Consider the following 19,173-nt stretch of genomic DNA (forward strand, 5'->3'; position numbering starts at 1 on the left):
TTAAGTAAGCCCTTGGGGAAAGGCGTTACTAACTATCAAAAAGGACAGCTAGGCTTCAGCTGTCCTTTTTGTTGCTTATTTACCTAAAAATGAAATGAATCCCAGGGAATCATAAAGAAAATGGCAGATCCAGCTGACCCATACGCTATTGGATTTTTTCCAAACGTAGTTGAGTGCCAATCTGGCAGGCATCAAGGTGATCAATAATTGGGCTGGATGAAAGCCGTAGGCTGGGATGTGCCATAAAGCGAATAGCACACTGCAAATGATGGATGACCAGGCAAATGAAAGGCCTCTTTTCTGCAACGCCAACAAGAGGTTGGTGCTAAGCAATTCTTCTCCCATCAGCATAAAGGGGACTTGCAAAAAGACCATTTGGACAGTGATGGTTTCGCTGATCGAGTTGGTTGTTGGTTGTCCAAAAATAGCGGCATAAATAAAGGAAAAGAACACGCCAGTCAAAATGACGAAAGGGACACCCCACAATAAAACGGTAAACCGAAAATGTTTGAACTGCTCCAAAAAGGTTGCTCGTAAGAGAAAATACCCTGCGCTAAATGCGAAGACCAGATTCCAGATGGTACCGACGATCGATAACACGGAATCGTTTAGTGGGGTATATGGAAGTAATTGATAGGTTAACCCAATGAGTAAGGTAAGAACGAATAAATAAACTGCTGATTTGTGTTTCATTTTGAACACATCCTTCATAGTAATTGCCACATGCTGAATTATAAACAGAAAAAACATCAAAGTACAAAAAGATATCTCTCATTATTTTTAAACAAAAAGAAAAAGCAGTGAACACGATATCATACTTGGCAGAATTGGTTTTCTTAAAAGCAGAATAAAGGATTTCTAAGAACAATTCTCAAAATTTATGAACAAAAAGAGAAGTTTATAAGAATCTCTGTAACACTGTTGAAATATTATTACGCTTATGTTACATTTTGTTTACGTTATTATGTTTGAGGGAGAATGTTTATGAAGAAATCAAGCAATGATTCAAATAATTCACAACATAGAGAAGCGACTTCTGAAAAACAAGCACCTATTTCGAGGGTCGAATCACATCAAAAGCAAACAACGGGAACGACAAGACGCACGCCAACCGCCAATCGTCAAGTTTCTAAAAAGAAGCCAACCCATCGCAAGTATCTCTTTTCATTGATGACGCTGCTGACAATCGTCATTATCGCCACTGGGGGCTATATCGCTTTTACTTTGAAGCAGCAAGAAGCATTGGCACGGGAAAAATATGAAGCTGCCGCACAAAAGCTATTAGCGTCGATCCAAGAAGAGCAGGCCAAAGAGGGAATTCCCGCAAAACTTGAAACATTGTCTGATGGGGACAAAAAAGAATTGATTTTCCGACCAAAAGAAGAAAATGCCATCCCTGTAAAGGATGCAAGTCAGAAATTATCGACCATGGCGAACAAGCTATGCAAAAAGCACGCCGACAAAGAGACCGTTACGATCGCTCGGATTCAAGCACAAGCAGTTGCATCAAAAGTGTCAACCTATTCCTTAAAAGCGGACAGCTATGTTTGGAATCGGGAGACTGGGCGGTTTGAAGATGCGGATAGCGTGGTTGCCGATCCAATTTTTATTTCCGAGAAAACCGGCAATGAATTATCCTTGAAAGAATTGGTTCCAGATGAAGGCAGCTTGCTAGGAATCCAGCAAGTGATTCAACAAAAGCTTTTGGATCAAGCCAAAGAACCGACTAAAATCATTGATGCCGTCTTGGGGATGGACCGAATCACCTATGATTCAAAATTTACTTATGATCCTGAAAAAATAACGCTCCAGTTGCCGCAAAATCAAACAGGTGTATCCGAGATCACTTTGGCTTACAAAGAGATTGCGCCCTTTATTGATCCAGAGCTTGTCAATGCGGATCAATTGAAAGAGCAACAAGCGATGTTAGACGAAAACAAAAAATATGTTGCGTTGACTTTTGATGATGGACCAAATGATACTTCGACATTGGATCTCTTAAAAATCTTGAAAGACAATGATGTGAAGGCAACGTTTTTTGAATTAGGCCAAATGGTGGATCGATACCCTGAAGTCGCGAAAAAAGTCCATGAGGAAGGGCATGAAATTGCCAGTCACTCCTATTCTCATCCCCAATTAAATACGTTGTCGCCAGAGGAGGTCAAAGCGGAAATAACCAAAACGGACAAAGCCATCTATCAGGCGACAGGGGTCTTGCCTAAGAATTTGCGCCCGCCATATGGGGCGATCGATCAGCAAAGCGCCCAAGCGGCAGGAAAATCGATCATTCAATGGAGTGTTGATACCGAGGATTGGAAGCTAAAAGATCCAAACAAGATTTTGAAGGTCGTCCAAAACAATGTTTACGATGGATCGATTATTTTGCTTCATGATATTCATCCGAAATCTGTTCGAGCCGTGCCGGGCATTATCAAAGCACTCAAAGCGCAAGGCTATGAATTTGTGACGGTCGATCAATTGCTCAATGGCAGCCAAAAACCAATGTATCAATACTTTGGGGCGACAGACGAACGCAGCGTTAGCTAATAGCTGAAAAAAGGAAGTGACGGCAATCATCACTTCCTTTTTTTATTAAACGAACGCTGCAGTTGCCGCTTTATCACTCGGAGGAGGCAAATGCTCGGAGGTAGTCATCATCCAGCAGTAAAGCAAAATCATCGGCAAGGGCACCTTGATCCAATTCTCGCATGATAGCTAACATCTTTGTGGTAATCCTTTTTCCTGCTTTTTTGTCACCGGTTCTTAAGAGCAACACGCCTTGGAAAAACTTGCAGACGGCTTGGTGGAAAAATTCTTTGTAGTCTGTCGCCAAAAGTTTTAATTGGACGACGAGAACCTCCGTCGCATCGTATTGCTGGTGTTTTAGCGTATATTCGATCAAATTGATCAGTAGTGCGCAATAGATTTCCCGTCCTTTTTCCATATCGATGTAGTATTCGAGCATCTTGGATACTTTTTTGAAGAAGAGGAAATTATGGTCGTTGTCCAAAAGATCGATGGTGTTGCCAAAGAGTTGGATTTCTTGTAACGTCCAGCTCTCAACATCAACGAGATAGGAGATAATCGTTTGACGATCACATTCCAAAACCGCACGTTTCCGATAGACGCCATGCTCTGCCAAGCATTGCAGCATGCGAATCCGTGAGCGAACCTCCGCGATGCGGACCTTGTTCAGTCGGCTAGAGGTTTGCTGCAGCTCCTGTAATAGAATTTGTAACTGGTAGATATCGTGCTTGTTTGAATATTGCGTGTACCGATGGTTGTAGCTGTTTTGCTCATCCAGCCGATAGCCATTAGCGATATAGAGAAATTCATCGATATCCATTGATAGATTTTCTAAGATTTGCAACAGCAGGTTGGCAGCAATCTGATGCTTGCCTTTTTCAAATTCGATGGCATAGGATTTTGAAATAATCGTGCCATAGACTTCTTTTTGGGTGAAGCCTTTTTTCAATCGGATTTGTCTGATCGTTTCGCCATACATAAGAAAGCCTCCGCTCTCATTGAATTAATGAAATCATGTATCCCCATTATAGTAAAACAAGTCCAGTGTAGAAATTAAAAAGGTCTTATATTTCAGACCGCTTCTGATTTGATGGAAGGATGTTTCGCGGTAATGTGCACCCAGAGAGGGCGTGAAATAATAAGAAAGCGTGAGAACGATTCGTTCTCACGCTTTTTTCTCAGACAAAACTAAGACATATCAATACAAGAATCATTACTAACCAATCCATCTTCTCATGCTCCTTATGTGGTATTAGAAGAAGACGATTGGGCAGCAGCGTTTCCTTCTTACCAGCAAGTATAAACAAAAAGAAGCGAATGAACGCTTACGTCCAAAATATAAGACCAAATAGCTACGGAAGAATTTCCCTGAAAGAAAAAAGTAAATGGCGATTGAAGAAATTTCATTTCATGATTGCTCACGCTCGATTTTAATAGGAGATTTTCATTCCTTTTTTCACAGAACGTTCTGGGAGCTTTTCGAGCCCATTTTTTTCGTCGGTAAGAGTTATTTTAGACAATATCGTGAAAAACGCCTGAATTATTTTTGTTTTTTTTATTTTCGTAGGTAAAAAACGGGGTTGAAGACAAGAAAAAACAACATCATCGTTTTTCTCTCTTCTTGAGTATAAAGAAACAAATGTAATCGTATTCATTGTATTGATTAATTATAAGGAGTAAGGTGCTTTTTTTGATAAAAAATGATAACTTTTTATCGTTATGCACCTGTTTATAAGATAAATATAAATAATCTGTGCTTGTTTATAAAATAAATGTTTTATGTTTTGTAACGTTAATTTCAGTGTTTTTTTAATTATTTATCGTGTTTATAATTTGTTGGAAAGAAATAAATTTGCTAGAATTTTGTTGCACAGTGTGTTCGATTAGTTATTTTATCTCTCGGTTTTCACAAGCGCATTCTAATGTGCTGTGAAACGATTTGAACAAAAATCACTGGGTTTTTCAGAAAGCATGCGAAAAAATCTTCGCTTTGCGATCGGTAACTTTTGTTTTCTCTCTATGCCTTTGGGTGTTGGGTTGAAATAGATTTTCATCTGGTTTAAAAGGGGGCAGGAATCATTCCAGAGATCATCAGTTTTATCTTTTGTCGGTTAAATTTTTTCGAACAGGAGGAGAATGAATGAAAGGCATTAATTACAAAAAGCTCATGGATTCAAAGAAAAACACACGCGTTCGAACAAAGAAAAACATTATTGCGAATTTAACTGTCAGTGGGATGTTGTTGACGAGTACGGTGGTCGTGCCAGCAAGTTTATTATGGGCACCAACGACGGTTGAAGCTGCTTTGGTTTCAGCTGAACTTTTCTCAGATATCACAGCGTCTAATAACTCAGGCACGAGTGCGTCTGCACCTTATGCAACGCCTGGTGCAACGAACCAAGTCAATTTCTCGATTTCTGGATCAAATGCAGTAACGGTTGATGTCTTGAATGGGGATAAAGTCGCAGTTGTTGGGGTTCCTCAAGGGCTTACTGGTTTGGTTCAACCGGCAGGAAATGCATCGATTTCCACCAATGTGATACTCCAACTGGGGAATTTCCCAGCCTTGCAAACATTGATCGGGACAGTCACACCAGCAGTCAATACCTTGATCAGCACGGTTGATGGAATCGTCAATCAAAATTTAGCTGACGCATTGGATATTCCGCCAACAATCCTACCCGGCGTACCAAATCCGTTGTATACGGCGGCTTCAATCGTGGATGTTAGCCAAGTGATTTCCGTCAACTTAGATGAAATTACGACCCAGTTAGACTTATTAAATCAACTTGGACAATTTGGCCAAGCGAATTTTGAAGTTCCAGCTGGATTAACCGAAAACGAACGTGCCCTGATTGCCAATGTGGATGATGGTTTATTTATCGTTGTCAATCAGCGCATCAATCAAATTCTTGATAATTTACAAGCGGCACAGATCCAAGTCAGTATTCTAGATGGTGCCAGCGGCATCCCAGGAATTGGTACCTTGATCAGCGGGATCAATACACTGGTACAAACGACGGTCAATACCGCCAAAGCGACTTTAAATGGCACGGTTGAAACTGCTCAAAATGTCTTGAATGCTACGACCAATCTAGCAGATCAGGTTGCTTCTGCTTCTGTTTTAGGTCAAACCAACGTGGTGATTCCAACGAATGTTACCAGTCCGACCTATGCGCAATTGGTTGAAAATGGGGTGGCGAATCCTTCCACTCCTTACGAAGCTCGCTTCGAAGCAACGATGTCTCAGCTTGACCTCATCACCATTGATTTATTTACGGATGCTGACGGCAATAACTCGATTTGGTTTGCACCAGACACACCAGAAGATCAAACCGATACACCAACGATCAATCCATTGACAGCAGGGGAAACGACGATCAGCGGAACAGCTGAGCCAGGCGCAGCCATCACATTGGCGATCAACGGCGGTGCGCCTATTACCACAACCGCAGATGGTGACGGCAATTGGACGACCGATGTCCCTGAATTGGTAGAAGGTGATACAGTCACAGCAGTAGCGGAAGCGGATGGGGAATCGGCGAGTGAACCTGCGACAGCAACGGTAGCAGCACCAGTGGTCAATGCACCGACGGCTTCGATTGCAGGAAACAGCACCGATGGGTATCCTGTGACGGGGACAGCCGCAGCAAATGCAGCCATTGAAATCACTAATGCCGAGGGTGAAGTCGTTGGCACTGGGACGGCGAATGAGAACGGCAACTACAGTATCACGTTGAACCCAGCAGATGTAGTAGAAAATGAAAACTTGAATGTTGCTGCAATCGTTACTGCTGGCGGTCAAACGTACCGAAGTGGCAATACGCCAATCGTCGTTCCAGCAGACGATGCCGAGCAACAAACGGGAACACCAACGATCCAACCAGTGACTGCCGGGGATACAAGCGTCAGCGGAACGGCTGAGCCTGGTGCCTCGATTACTGTGACCGTCAACGGTGCAGATCCGATCGTGACGGAAGCCGATGAAGAGGGCAATTGGCGTGTTGATGTGGACGAAGTGTCAGAGGGCGATACGGTTTCAGCTGTCGCCGAACTAGAAGGACAAACACCAAGTCAGCCAGCAAGTACCACCGTGTCCGCCTTGACGGTCAATGCCCCGACAGCTTCGATCACAGGAAATAGTCAAGAGGGCTATCCAGTGACTGGAACAGCTGCACCAAATGCGGCCATTGAGATCACCAATGCGGATGGCGAAATTGTCGGAACAGGTACTGCCAATGAGAATGGCGTTTATACGGTGACGTTAGATCCAGCAGATGTTGCCGCGGAAGAAACCTTGAATGTGACGGCGGTTGTGACCGCTGGCGGCGAAACCTATCGAAGCAACCCGACACCTGTTGTGGTGCCTGCAGATATCCTGCAGACGGAAACACCAACGATCGATCCAGTCAGTGCTGGAGATACAACTGTTAGTGGGACAGCCGAACCGGGGGCAACGGTAACGATCACGCTTCCTGAAGGCGACCCAATCACGGCTGAAGCCGATGATGAAGGCAACTGGGAAGCAACGGTTCCTGAATTGTCAGAAGGCGATTCCGTGACGGTCGTAGCTGAGTCTGAAGGCAAAGATCCGAGTGCCCCAATCACCGTGAGTGTAAGTGGTTTGACTGTGGCGGCGCCAACAGCTACGATCACTGGAAATAGCACAGATGGGTATCCAGTAACGGGAACAGCGACTGCCAATGCAGCGATTGAAATTTTGAATGAAGCAGGCGATGTCGTTGGTAGTGGAACAGCCGATGACGATGGCAACTTCACGATCACCCTTGATCCTCAAGAGGTGGCAGCTGGCGACAACTTGCGGGTGGAAGCGATCGTGACGGCTGGTGGTGAAGACTATCGCAGTACAGGCACACCGCTTGTAGTTCCTGCAGATGATGTAGAAAACTTGATGGAAACACCAACGATCAACCCAGTAACAGCTGGGGATACGACTGTCAGCGGAACGGCTGAACCAGGGGCAACAGTGACGATCACGCTGCCTGAAGGCGATCCGATCACGGCAGAAGCCGATGACGAAGGCAACTGGGAAGCGACGGTTCCTGAATTATCAGAAGGCGATACGGTAACAGTCGTTGCCGAAGCTGAAGGCAAAGATCCAAGTGCACCGATTACCGTGACCGTGGATGGTGTTACGGTCAGTGCACCGAGCGCTTCCATCACAGGCAATAGCACGAATGGCTATCCAGTCAGCGGAACAACGACACCGAATGCGGCAATTGAGATTTTGAATGAAGCAGGCGATGTTGTTGGTAGCACGACGGCGGATGACACGGGTGCTTATACCGTGACCTTAGATCCAGCCGATGAGGCGCCAGAAGAAGCCTTGCGGGTAGTGGCAGTTGTGACAGCGGGCGGTCAAGACTACCGTAGTAATGCCACACCAATCACGGTACCAGCAGACATTGAACAAACAGGGACACCAACGATCGATCCGGTTACAGCGGGTGATACCACGATTAGCGGAACGGCAGAACCAGGGTCGACGGTTACTGTGACGATCACGGATCAAGAACCAGTAACGGCTGAAACGGATGACGAAGGAAACTGGCTTGCAGAAGTGCCAGCAGTTTCTGGTGGCGATACAGTCACAGTCGTTGCGGAAGCTGAAGGCAAAGAGCCAAGCGCGCCAATCAGCGTTGGAGTCAATGGAGTGACGGTGGCAGCACCAACAGCGATCATCAGCGGCAATAGTACCGATGGTTATCCAATCACGGGGACTGCACCAGCGAATGCAGCGATCGAAGTACTGAATGAAGCAGGCGATGTGATTGGTACTGGCACAGCCGATGGGGATGGAAACTATACGGTAACCATCGCACCAGCCGATGCAGCACCAGAAGAAACCTTGTCTGTCGTTGCGATCGTAACAGCTGGCGGGGATGAGTACCGCAGTCCTGCCACACCAGTGACGGTCCCAGCAGATGAGCTTGAACAAACAGCATTACCAACCATCGACCCAATCAATGCAGGGGACACGACGATCAGTGGGACTGCCGAACCAGGCGCTACGGTGACGGTAACGATCCCAGGTGAAGAACCTGTGACTGGTGAAGCCGATGACGAGGGCAACTGGACGGTTGAAGTTCCTGAAGTTTCTGAAGGAGAAACCGTCACAGTGGTCGCACAAGCACCAGACAAAGACCCAAGTGCACCAATCAGTGTAGGGGTCAATGGATTGACGATTGCTACGCCAACCGCGACGATCAGTGGCAATAGTACCGATGGGTACCCAGTAACGGGAACGGCGCCAGCCAATGCAGCCATCGAAATCTTGAATGCCGATGACGAAGTAGTAGGTACTGGCACTGCCAATGACGAAGGCCAATATACGATCACGTTGACGAGTGATGATGCGTCTCCAGCTGAAACCTTACGGGTGGTGGCGGTAGTCACAGCCGGTGGTCAAGATTACCGCAGTGCGGCTGCACCAATCACAGTACCTTTGGATCAAACTGCAGTCCCAACGATTGAATCAGTGACAGCCGGCGACACGACCATCAGTGGTACAGCTGAACCTGGCGCAACAGTCTCGGTAACGATTGGTGACGCAGAGCCAGTCACTGCCGAAGCAGATGACGAAGGCAATTGGACGGCAACGGTGCCCGAGGTTTCTCAAGGAGAAATAGTTTCCGTGGTAGCGACCCTTGATGGGGAAACACCAAGTGATGCAGCAACGGTCGTCGTAAATCCACTTAGTGTGGCGACACCGACAGCAGCGATCAGCGGCAATAGTACCGATGGGTATCCAGTTACAGGAACGGCCACGCCGAATGCAGCGATTGAGATCTTAAATGCAGCCGATGAGGTTGTCGGCAGTGGCGAAGCAAATGGGGAGGGTACCTACAGCATCACCTTGAGCAGTAGTGATGTTGATCCTTCAGAACCACTTCAGGTGGTGGCAGTGGTAACCGCTGGCGGCGATGAATACCGCAGTGCGCCGCTTTCCATCGTGGTCCCAGCAGACCAAACGACCGCACCAACGATCGATCCAGTGCAAGCAGGGGATACATCCGTCGGAGGGACGGCCGAACCTGGTTCAACGGTGACGGTGGAGATCCCTGGAGAAGATCCAGTGACTGCCGAAACGGATGAGGAAGGCAATTGGACAGTCACCGTACCAGAGCTTTCAGAAGGCGACATGGTCACAGTGGTTGCGGAAGCTGAAGGCAAAGATCCAAGTGAACCAATCAGTGTCGGTGTCGGTGCCTTGAACGTGGTAGCACCAACGGCAACGATCACTGGCAACAGTACTGACGGCTATCCAGTCACAGGGACAGCACCAGCCAACGCAGCCATTGAAATCTTAAATGATGCGGGTGAAGTGGTGGGCAGTGGCACTGCCAATGGAGAGGGTGAGTATACTATCACCTTGACAGATGGTGTGTCTCCAGCAGAAACCTTGCGAGTGGTAGCAGTGGTAACAGCTGGCGGACAAGAATACCGCAGTCCAGCAACTAGTATCGTGGTGCCAGAAGATAACGCAGAAGACCAAACAGCGGCACCAATTGTCGCACCCGTGGTTGCTGGGGATACAACCGTTAGCGGAACGGCTGAACCAGGAGCAGAGGTAACCGTTGAACTGCCAAGCGGCAATACTTACACTGCAACAGCAAATGACGAAGGTGAGTGGACGGCAACTGTGCCGACGGTTTCTCTAGATGATGACTTGACCGTTACTGCCTTGGCAGACGGCAAAACAGAAAGTTTACCAGTTACAGTGACGGTGCAAGGGCTGATCGTGGCAGCACCGACGGCAACGATTTCTGGCAATAGTGAAGATGGTTATCCAGTAACTGGTACAGCACCAGCCAATGCGGCAATCGAAATCTTAAATGCTGATGATCAAGTGATTGGCAGAGGGGCAGCCAATGAGAATGGCGTTTACACCGTTACCTTGACCAGTGAAGAAGTATCAGCGGGGGAAACGGTTCGTGTCGTTGCCATCGTTTCAGCAGGTGGGGATGACTTCCGTAGTCAACCAACGGCTGTCGTGGTGCCAGCGGATCAAACGGCGACACCAACGATCAATCCAGCAGTGGCTGGCGCAACAGAAATCAGCGGAACAGCCGAACCAGGAGCAACAGTCAGCGTGACGGTCGGTGAGGAAGACCCAATCACCGCTGAAGTTGACGAAGAGGGCAATTGGCAAGCTGAGGTACCAGCGCTTTCCGAAGGAACGACTGTTACGGCAGTGGCAGAAATAGAAAATGAAACACCAAGTACACCAGCAACGATCACGGTCGGGGCATTAACGGTGGCGGCGCCTAGTGCGTCTATCAGCGGCAATGCAGCCGATGGCTATCCAGTGACTGGAACAGGACCAGCGAATGCGACCATCGAAATCTTGAATGAAGCTGGCGAGACAGTTGGAACGGGTACAACCGATGATGCAGGGCTTTACACGATCAATTTGACCAGTGAAGATGTCTCTCCTGAAGAAAACTTGACGGTGGTTGCGGTGGTCACAGCTGGTGGCAAGGATTATCGCAGTCCAGCGACACCGATCATGGTGCCAGCTGAACCAGGTGAAAACCAAACAACGGCACCAACGGTTGATCCAATCAAAGCAGGCGATGAAACAGTTAGCGGAACGGCCGAACCAGGCTCAACTGTAACTGTGACACTACCTGACGGCACAGAAGAGACCGCTGAAACAGATGACGAAGGCAACTGGAGTGTCGATGTCCCTGAATTGTCTGAAGGGGATACCATCACAGTCGTCGCAGACAGTGACGGCAAAGACCCAAGTGATCCAATCACTGTCATCGTTGAAGGAGTGACAGTCGAAGCACCAACAGCTTCCATCAGCGGCAACAGCACGGATGGCTACCCAGTGACTGGGACAGCACCAGCCAATGCAGCGATCGAGATCTTGAACGCAGCCAATGAAGTCGTAGGAACAGGCACTGCTGATGGAGACGGCAACTATACAGTGGCCTTAACTGCTGAAACTGTCGATCCAGAAGAAACCTTAAACGTCGTTGCCATCGTTACAGCTGGTGGGAAAGAGTACCGCAGTAATCCAACAGCGGTCATCGTACCAGCAGATACGGTAGTGGATCAGACAGCAGCACCAACGATCGATCCAATCACGGCGGGGGATACCAGCATCAGCGGAACGGCTGAACCAGGTTCAACCGTGACGATCACCGTACCAGATGCGGAACCAATCACGGCTGAAACGGATGACGAAGGCAATTGGACGGCAGAAGTACCAGAAGTTTCTGAAGGCGATGCAGTCACTGTTGTGGCACAATCACCTGACAAAGAGCCAAGCGCTCCAGTCACAGTTGGTGTAGGTGCGTTGACGGTCACTGCTCCTAGTGCAACTATCACAGGCAATAGCACGGACGGCTATCCAGTAACTGGAACGGCACCAGCCAATGCCACCGTACAAATCTTGAATAGCGATGGACAAATCGTCGGTTCAGGAACTGCAGACGCAGAAGGAAACTACAGTATCACTCTTGAACCAACAGCTGTTGCACCAGCGGAAAGCTTAACCGTCGTTGCAGTTCTGACAGCTGGCGGCAAGGAATACCGCAGTAACGCGACACCGATCGTGGTACCTTTGGATCAAGAAGAGCAACAAACTGCAACACCAACGATCGATCCAGTCAAAGCTGGCGATACGACGATCAGCGGGACTGCCGAACCAGGTTCAACGGTGACGGTAACGATTGGTGAAAATGAACCGATCACGACCGAAACGGACGAAGAGGGCAATTGGACAGTTGAGGTACCTGAAGTTGCGGAGGGTGATACCGTCACTGTTGTGGCCCAATCACCTGAAAAAGATCCTAGTGCACCAATCACAGTGAGTGTGGATGGCATCACGGTTTCAGCACCGACCGCGTCCATCACTGGCAATCCAGAGGATGGTTACCCAGTGACGGGGATGGCAGCACCAAATGCAGCGATTGAAATCTTGAATGAAGCGGGAGAAGTCGTTGGATCAGGCACTACCGATGAAAATGGCAACTACACGATCACGCTTTCTGGTGAAGCTGTTTCTCCTGAAGAATCATTGAATGTCGTTGCGATCATCACCGCTGGTGGCAAAGACTATCGGAGTAATGCGACACCAATCGTAGTGCCCGTTGAGAATACGATCGATCAAACCGCTACACCAATCATCGAACCAGTCACAGCTGGTGAAACGACCATTACCGGTACTGCTGTAGCGGGAGCGATGGTCACCGTGACGGTAACAGGAGAAGAAGCGGTTGAAACCGAAGCAGATGAAGCAGGAAATTGGTCAGTGGACGTTGCGGAAGTTTCTCGAGATGAAATCGTAACAGCAGTGGCGCAAAGCGAAGGAGAAACCGCCAGTGAACCAGCAACGACCGTTGTTAATGGCATCACGGTCAACGCACCTTCAGCATCCATTACTGGGAATTCCCAAGAAGGCTATCCAGTAACTGGGAACGGGCCTGCCAATGCAGCGATTGAAATTTTGAATGAAGCGGGGGATGTCGTTGGAACAGGCACTACCGATGAAAATGGTGACTACACGATCACATTGACTAGTGAGGATGTCGCACCAGAAGAAAACTTATCGGTTGTGGCGATCGTCACTGCTGGTGGGGATGACTACCGCAGTAATGCGACGCCAATCGTCGTACCTGTCGATGATGAAAGCATCAAGACAGATACACCAACCATTGACCCAGTTACGGCTGGTGATACAACGATCAGCGGAACGAGTGAGCCAGGTGCTACGATCACCGTTACCATCAGCGATCCGTTAACAAGTAGATTCCTGACCATTTTCGCGGCTGAAGGACCTATCACAACGATCGCCGATCAAAATGGCGACTGGCGTGTTGAGCTATCCGCAGAAGCGACGGAAGGTGAAACCGTTACGGTTCTTGCTTTAGCAGATGGCGAAACCCTAAGTGATCCGACGACGACCGTAGTCGATGCTTTGACGGTTGATGCACCGGTTGCTACGATCACTGGCAATCCTACCGATGGCTATCCAGTCTTCGGGAATGGGCCAGCCAATGCGACGATCGAAATATTGAATGAAGCGGGTGACGTTGTCGGAACAGGAACGACCAATGGAAATGGTGCGTTTAGCATCACATTAGATCCAGAGGATGTGTCACCAGAAGAAACCCTTGACGTTGTGGCGATCGTTACAGCAGGTGGCAGAGAATACCGCAGTGCAGCTACACCAATCGTGGTACCAACGGGTGACAATGGCACGGATGGTTCAGATGGTTCAGATGGTTCAGATGGTACTGACGGTACGGACGGAACCGATGGCACGGATGGCACCAATGGTTCTGATGGTACGAATGGTACCGACGGAAGCAATGGCGCTTGGGGCAACTGGGGCAATTGGGGAAACAATAATTGGAACAGCAACAATAACAACCAAAGCTGGTGGGGAAGCAAATTCTTACCGAAAACGGGATCAGAAGGAACTTGGTATGCTTCAGTGATTGGACCAGCAGTCTTCGTTGTCGGAGGAATCGGCTTGTTCTTCAAAGCAAGAAAGAAAAAAGACCAGCAAAAATAGCATGACTTTACCAGCGGAGTGGACATCCTCCGCTGGTATCTCTAGTGAATCAAAACTTTGAAGCATTGATCATCGTTTCGTAAAGAAAGGGTTAGAAATGGTATGGAAAGCAGAAGGAGGGAAAAACGTTTTTACAAATGGACGATCGCTCAGTTGATTTTCTTGTTGACCAGCATCAGTTTCGTCAATTTGTATCTATTAACAACGACCAAAGAAGCCGAGGCGGCTGTGAACGTATTAGATGTGGAAATTTTAAGCAATTTGACGAGTGCCAATACAAGTGGTACTTCAGCAAGTGCCCCTTGGCCAGGCAGTGTGACAAATCGACCAGTGACTTTTTCGATCAAAGGGAACGGGGGCTTGAATGCTTCTGTCAATGTCAACGGTGAGGATAAATTTGCTTTGTTGGCGATCCCCACAGAGTTGAGAGCTAGCATCAGTGCCAATGGATCAGCAGCTATCAAAACGTCGACCACAGTCAATATTGCCAATGTCCCGCTTTTGAATGCGATCTTAACAGCGCTTGATTCCTTGACCAGCTCCTTAAATCTCAATCTCGGGATCGTGCAAATCGATTTAACAGCTGTCAATCAGCAAATTTCCTTGCTAAAAACCGTTGGTAATTTAGGCAATGTAGAAATAAGCAGTCCGTTGCAGTTCACCACCCAAAGAGAAGCGTTGTATGCCAATATGAGTTCGAACCTCGGTGTCGTTTTAGGAACCAATGTCCCGCAAATTTTACGGAATTTAAGTACGGCGATTCAAAATACCCAGATCCGAGTGATCGGCATCGATATTGGTGGCGTTGTTCGTGCATTGCTGCAAGGGTTGCTGAATACCCTGCTTAACACTGTAACGTCAGCGTTAAATAATTTGGCAACCGTCCAAGAACAAATGGCGGATGCAGCCGTTTTAGGAGCAACGGATGTTCAAATTCCTACGTTACTTTCGGGTCCAGGACAGTTGACCGCAAATTGGACCGCCAATTTTTCGGCTTCTGTGTTGAAGGCAAAGCCGACGGACATCAATCTCTTGAACTTTAGTGCGCTAAATATCAGCAGTCGCCAAACCATGGTTTATTTCATGGTCGAAGCACTGACGATGGATCGGACGAATCTGCCGACTCAGCTGAATTTTGGCCGACATGCCATTCAAACGAAAAAGAGTGAGACATGGCGGGCAACCGCCAACGGCGACCAAAGCGCAGCAGCTACAACTGGGATTTTACGGATCAATGATACCCGCAATCGTCAGAAAAAATGGCAAGTCAAGGTCAGACAATCCACCAATTGGGTCAATGGTACGCGAACATTGCCAGCTGCCGAATTAAGGGTTCAGCTTGGAACTGTCAATTCGACATTTACAGACGGTCGAGTGGTTTTACCTGATAATGCAACGATTGCCCTGCAGCAAAATGTCGAAAAAATGTGGTGACGTTGGAAAATGCGGCATCGACTGGTGGACTGACTGTTAATTTTTCCCAGTTCAATTTATTTGTACCTGAGAAAACACCTAAATTTCAAGGTCAGTATCGCGCCACAGTCGTGTGGACCGTTTCCGATACACCTTGAAAAGGAAGAGCCGAATGAAAAAAAATTCCCTTGTGCTGCTTCTGGTTTTGATGATCGGCAGTTTCTACAGTATCGTTCCATCAGCAGTAGCCAATACGACGACCGGCAACATTGAGTTTTATGAAGGACCAACGGAAACAGCTAGCAGTGATTCCATTGATGAAGAAATTGAACCACCGACCAGCCAAGAAACGATCACTAACGCAGAAGAACCGCTGCCACAGCTTGCGGAAACCAACCACTTTTGGCTGCCCGTAATAGGCGGATTCTTCACTAGTCTGACATTGATCATTTGCATCAAAAAAAGGAGGATGGCAAAATGATTTCAAAGAAAACGATAATAGGCGCATTGGGGGTATTGACTGCCCTTAGCATTGGTGCGACAGTGCAAGCAGATGACACGACCGGTGTCGTAGAATATACCTCTGGGGGCATCGTGTTTGACCCGGATAAAGGCGGGAGTGATCCCAATACGCAGCTACCAACGAATTTAGATTTTGGTGCCCATGAAATCCAAACAGAAAATGCCGAAACGTGGGTAGCTACTACGGATGGAACTGGACTACCTGGGGATGGGTCAACGCTGCAAAGAGGGGCAGTTGCGGTCAGCGATAACCGAGGACAGGCAAACTCTTCTTGGGCGATCAAAGTACGGCAAGCAACCCAATTTACGGCAGGAGACAGCACGTTGGACGGTGCGGTATTAACGGTAGATACGCGGACGTTGACCAATAACTTGAGTTCGCCGCCAACAGGAACCAGTGATATTGCCAATGGCGAGCTTGATTTTGCGGCGATCAACAATGAGTATGCGTTCTTGACCGCCAATGCTGGCGAAGGGATTGGTGAAACGTCGATGCCTTTAGAACAATTTACCCTTTCGATCCCAGCTAATACGGAAAAACAATCAGCAACCTACCAAACGACCCTCGTTTGGACGATCAGCAGTGCGCCGACGACCCCATAGGGCAGTAGTCATTGCGTAATAGTTAGCAGAAAAAAAGCAGCTTGCCTGAGCGGCTGCTTTTTATGCTAGCTGACTTTTCTTTCCTATTTTGTGTAGAAAGGATCTGACAGGATGCATCAGAAGAAAGTTCGAGGCAAAGGATTTCAGTATTGGGTAGTAAGTATTCTAACGGTCTTATTTTTCATTGGTACGAGCAGTACGGGGGCAGCAGATTCACTTGATACCTTCGATGTTCAAATCAAATTGCCAGAGTCACAGCAAGACAAAGAGCTGATGTACTATGATTTGTTGCTGGAGCCCAAGGCAGAAGAAAAACTAGCGGTCATGGTTTCCAATAAAAGCGAGCAACCAATCAATCTACAGCTATCCTTTAATCGAGCGGTCACGAATATGACGGGCGTCGTTGAGTATTCTGGGGTAAATGAGGAAGCAACGCCTTCTGCTCCATACGCGATCGAAGAACTCGTCACTTTAAGTGATGAAACTCTTTCGTTAGCCCCTAGTGAGCAAAAAGAAATCACCTTGACAGTCCAGATGCCATCTGAATCCTTTGATGGGATTTTGGCAGGGGGACTATACGTCCAGCAAACCGGCAGTGAAGAATTTCAAGGAAATGTCCAAAACCTACTAGCCAGAGAAGTGGCGGTGTTGCTCCGTAACAAAGAGACCGACATCCCACCAGCGGTCCGGATTGAGGAAGCCCATCTGGAAGAAATCAATCGCCGCAATGTCATCATCGTAGCGGTGGAAAATACAGCGGCAAATTATCTTAGTAAGGCCACGCTTGCTTATGAAGTGTTTCATGATGGACAAGCAACAGCGATCAAAGGAGAAAAAGAGATCCAATTAGCGCCCAATGCGTTAATGAATTACGCACTGCCATTAGATGGAAACGAACTGCAATCAGGAGAGTATGAAATAAAAACGACCCTCAAAGCAGCTGATCAACAATGGCAAGGAGAGCCGACCTTCCAAGGTGCAAGGCAAGAAGCGCAAGAAAGAAACGAGCAAGATGTCAGTATTGAAGAAACCTCTTCGCCGATCCTTCTCTATTTATTGATTGGTGGTGTTTTATGTCTGATCATTGCCTATTTGATTTGGCATAATCGTAAGCTGAAGCGAGCATTGAATAAAACAGATTAGAAAACACTGTGAGCGTCTGTAAGCAGATCCCTACTGATATTGAAAAAAAAAGAAAACAATTAAAATCGCTAGGATTGTAACGAATCGTAAGCATAAAGAGAATCAACAAACATGCCATTTATTGTTCATAATAAATGGTTTTTTGTCGTGTCTAGGGAGATTCGATATGGTAAATTAAGTAGAATTTTTTTTGATTGCAGTGTACAGTAACCAACTGACGCTTGTATTTTGATCAAAAAAACCTCAAATATATCGTTGATTATGTATGGCTGGACTGCCCCAAAAAAATGGGTAGCTTTTTTTTGCCAATAATTATTGATAGATAACAATTATTATTTTTTGAAAAAGGAGATTATTCTTAAATAATCACCAAAAAAGATTGTCAATAAAGGGGATGGAGGATGATTTTAATTAATCGTTTTTCGAATAAAAAAACGAGGGTTATTATTGGTGCTTGCACATTCTCTTTTAGAAATTTGTTGAGAAAGCAATGCATCGAGGAGTGCTTTACTATAATAGGTTTAGACCAATTATAGCGTTTTTTCTTACTTTGTTTGTCATTTAAATCCCCTTTTTTGCATAAATGTTTCGCTAATTTGTTTGAAAGTGCATGCAGGCATTTTTAATTAAGAATACAATTAGAAATGATGTGAAAAGGAGAATTAAGATGTCTGCAAATTTGAGCAATTTTGCTATTTATATAGTAGATGACAATTTTTTTAATGGAAATGTGATGAAGAAAATGATCACAGAAAGTTCTTTCCCACATTATTTGGTAGAAATCATTTCACCTGACGATCTAGCCCCTTTTTTTGAAAGGTATCTGACTGATGTGAACGACCTATTCTTATTTTCCATTGAACTCAAAGGATTTGATCGAGGTTTTCAATTAGCAGGAAGTTTGAGGAAACGGTGTAAAAAGTGTCAAATTGCTTTTTATGGTGCCTATGCCTCCAAAATCGAAATCAAAAAACTGAACCTTATCTGTCTTTTGGGAATCATCGATACAAGAGAAATGGATGTGATGATGCAACTAAGAAATTTATTAACAGAAGCGATCGAAATCAAACGATCATTACTCGGAAAAAAGCACTTATTAAAAATTGCTAGTAAAAGAGAGTTGATGATCGTTGATGCAGAAGCAATCAACTATATAGCAACGATTAAAGGAGAGCGAAACCGAATCGCATGTCATCAAAAAAAGTCAATCGAATTTCTCGAAACTTCGCTGAAGGGTATCAAACAATTAGATCTGCCAGAGTACTATAAAGTTTTCAAATCCTACATTATCAATGCACGCCAAATCAAAATGATCGATCGAACAAATAATGTTCTGGGCTTTTTTAATGGGGAAGAATTAGAAGTTGGAAAAAAAATCCGTAAAGCAATCAGTTAAAACTACATATATTTAATGG

At 46.4% G+C, this 19,173-nt stretch carries 9 protein-coding genes; 7 read left to right on the forward strand and 2 right to left on the reverse strand.

Features of this window, described 5'->3' with window-relative positions; all coding sequences use genetic code 11:
• Positions 1–75: 75 nt before the first annotated feature.
• Positions 76–750, reverse strand: a complete 675-nt coding sequence (locus IGI69_RS05690; RefSeq protein WP_413155640.1) for a CPBP family intramembrane glutamic endopeptidase — start codon at positions 748–750, stop codon at positions 76–78.
• A 234-nt stretch (positions 751–984) separates the two neighbouring features.
• Between IGI69_RS05690 and IGI69_RS05695 the strand changes: the two genes are divergently transcribed.
• Entirely contained in the window at positions 985–2,547 is a 1,563-nt protein-coding gene (locus IGI69_RS05695) for a polysaccharide deacetylase family protein (protein WP_438740000.1), read from the forward strand.
• Between the two features lie 73 nt (positions 2,548–2,620).
• On the opposite strand, the gene IGI69_RS05700 is transcribed toward IGI69_RS05695, so the two are convergent.
• Entirely contained in the window at positions 2,621–3,505 is an 885-nt protein-coding gene (locus IGI69_RS05700; RefSeq protein WP_375836791.1) for a helix-turn-helix domain-containing protein, read from the reverse strand.
• A gap of 1,161 nt (positions 3,506–4,666) precedes the next feature.
• Between IGI69_RS05700 and IGI69_RS05705 the strand changes: the two genes are divergently transcribed.
• From IGI69_RS05705 to IGI69_RS05730, 6 genes are all read left to right on the forward strand, one after another.
• Positions 4,667–14,077 (forward strand): Ig-like domain-containing protein, encoded by a 9,411-nt coding sequence (locus tag IGI69_RS05705; protein ID WP_438740002.1) that lies wholly within the window; start codon positions 4,667–4,669, stop codon positions 14,075–14,077.
• 102 nt (positions 14,078–14,179) lie between these two features.
• Positions 14,180–15,511: an adhesive domain-containing protein gene (locus IGI69_RS05710; protein ID WP_438740004.1), complete on the forward strand. Its 1,332-nt coding sequence runs from the start codon at positions 14,180–14,182 to the stop codon at positions 15,509–15,511.
• A gap of 151 nt (positions 15,512–15,662) precedes the next feature.
• Complete coding sequence (locus tag IGI69_RS05715) at positions 15,663–15,971, forward strand: hypothetical protein (protein ID WP_375836783.1); 309 nt, start codon at positions 15,663–15,665, stop codon at positions 15,969–15,971.
• Positions 15,968–16,615 carry a WxL domain-containing protein gene (locus tag IGI69_RS05720; protein WP_431406108.1) on the forward strand — a complete coding sequence of 216 codons (648 nt, stop codon included), beginning with the start codon at positions 15,968–15,970 and terminating at the stop codon, positions 16,613–16,615. The genes IGI69_RS05715 and IGI69_RS05720 overlap by 4 nt, the downstream gene beginning before the upstream one ends.
• Before the next feature lie 111 nt (positions 16,616–16,726).
• The gene (locus tag IGI69_RS05725) at positions 16,727–17,758 is read left to right on the forward strand and encodes a DUF916 and DUF3324 domain-containing protein (RefSeq protein WP_438740007.1); all 1,032 of its coding nucleotides are present in this window, start codon (positions 16,727–16,729) and stop codon (positions 17,756–17,758) included.
• A gap of 667 nt (positions 17,759–18,425) precedes the next feature.
• Positions 18,426–19,154 (forward strand): LytTR family transcriptional regulator DNA-binding domain-containing protein, encoded by a 729-nt coding sequence (locus IGI69_RS05730; protein ID WP_431406113.1) that lies wholly within the window; start codon positions 18,426–18,428, stop codon positions 19,152–19,154.
• Positions 19,155–19,173 lie beyond the last annotated feature (19 nt).

Source organism: Enterococcus sp. DIV1083b, assembly GCF_051713705.1.
Taxonomy (GTDB): domain Bacteria; phylum Bacillota; class Bacilli; order Lactobacillales; family Enterococcaceae; genus Enterococcus_D; species Enterococcus_D casseliflavus.

Excerpts from the sequence above, each read along its gene's own strand:
- IGI69_RS05690 (WP_413155640.1), bottom strand. The coding sequence starts at position 750 with ATGTTTTTTCTGTTTATAATTCAGCATGTGGCAATTACTATGAAGGAT.
- IGI69_RS05695 (WP_438740000.1), top strand. The coding sequence starts at position 985 with ATGAAGAAATCAAGCAATGATTCAAATAATTCACAACATAGAGAAGCG.
- IGI69_RS05700 (WP_375836791.1), bottom strand. The coding sequence starts at position 3,505 with ATGTATGGCGAAACGATCAGACAAATCCGATTGAAAAAAGGCTTCACC.
- IGI69_RS05705 (WP_438740002.1), top strand. The coding sequence starts at position 4,667 with ATGAAAGGCATTAATTACAAAAAGCTCATGGATTCAAAGAAAAACACA.
- IGI69_RS05710 (WP_438740004.1), top strand. The coding sequence starts at position 14,180 with ATGGAAAGCAGAAGGAGGGAAAAACGTTTTTACAAATGGACGATCGCT.
- IGI69_RS05715 (WP_375836783.1), top strand. The coding sequence starts at position 15,663 with ATGAAAAAAAATTCCCTTGTGCTGCTTCTGGTTTTGATGATCGGCAGT.
- IGI69_RS05720 (WP_431406108.1), top strand. The coding sequence starts at position 15,968 with ATGATTTCAAAGAAAACGATAATAGGCGCATTGGGGGTATTGACTGCC.
- IGI69_RS05725 (WP_438740007.1), top strand. The coding sequence starts at position 16,727 with ATGCATCAGAAGAAAGTTCGAGGCAAAGGATTTCAGTATTGGGTAGTA.
- IGI69_RS05730 (WP_431406113.1), top strand. The coding sequence starts at position 18,426 with ATGTCTGCAAATTTGAGCAATTTTGCTATTTATATAGTAGATGACAAT.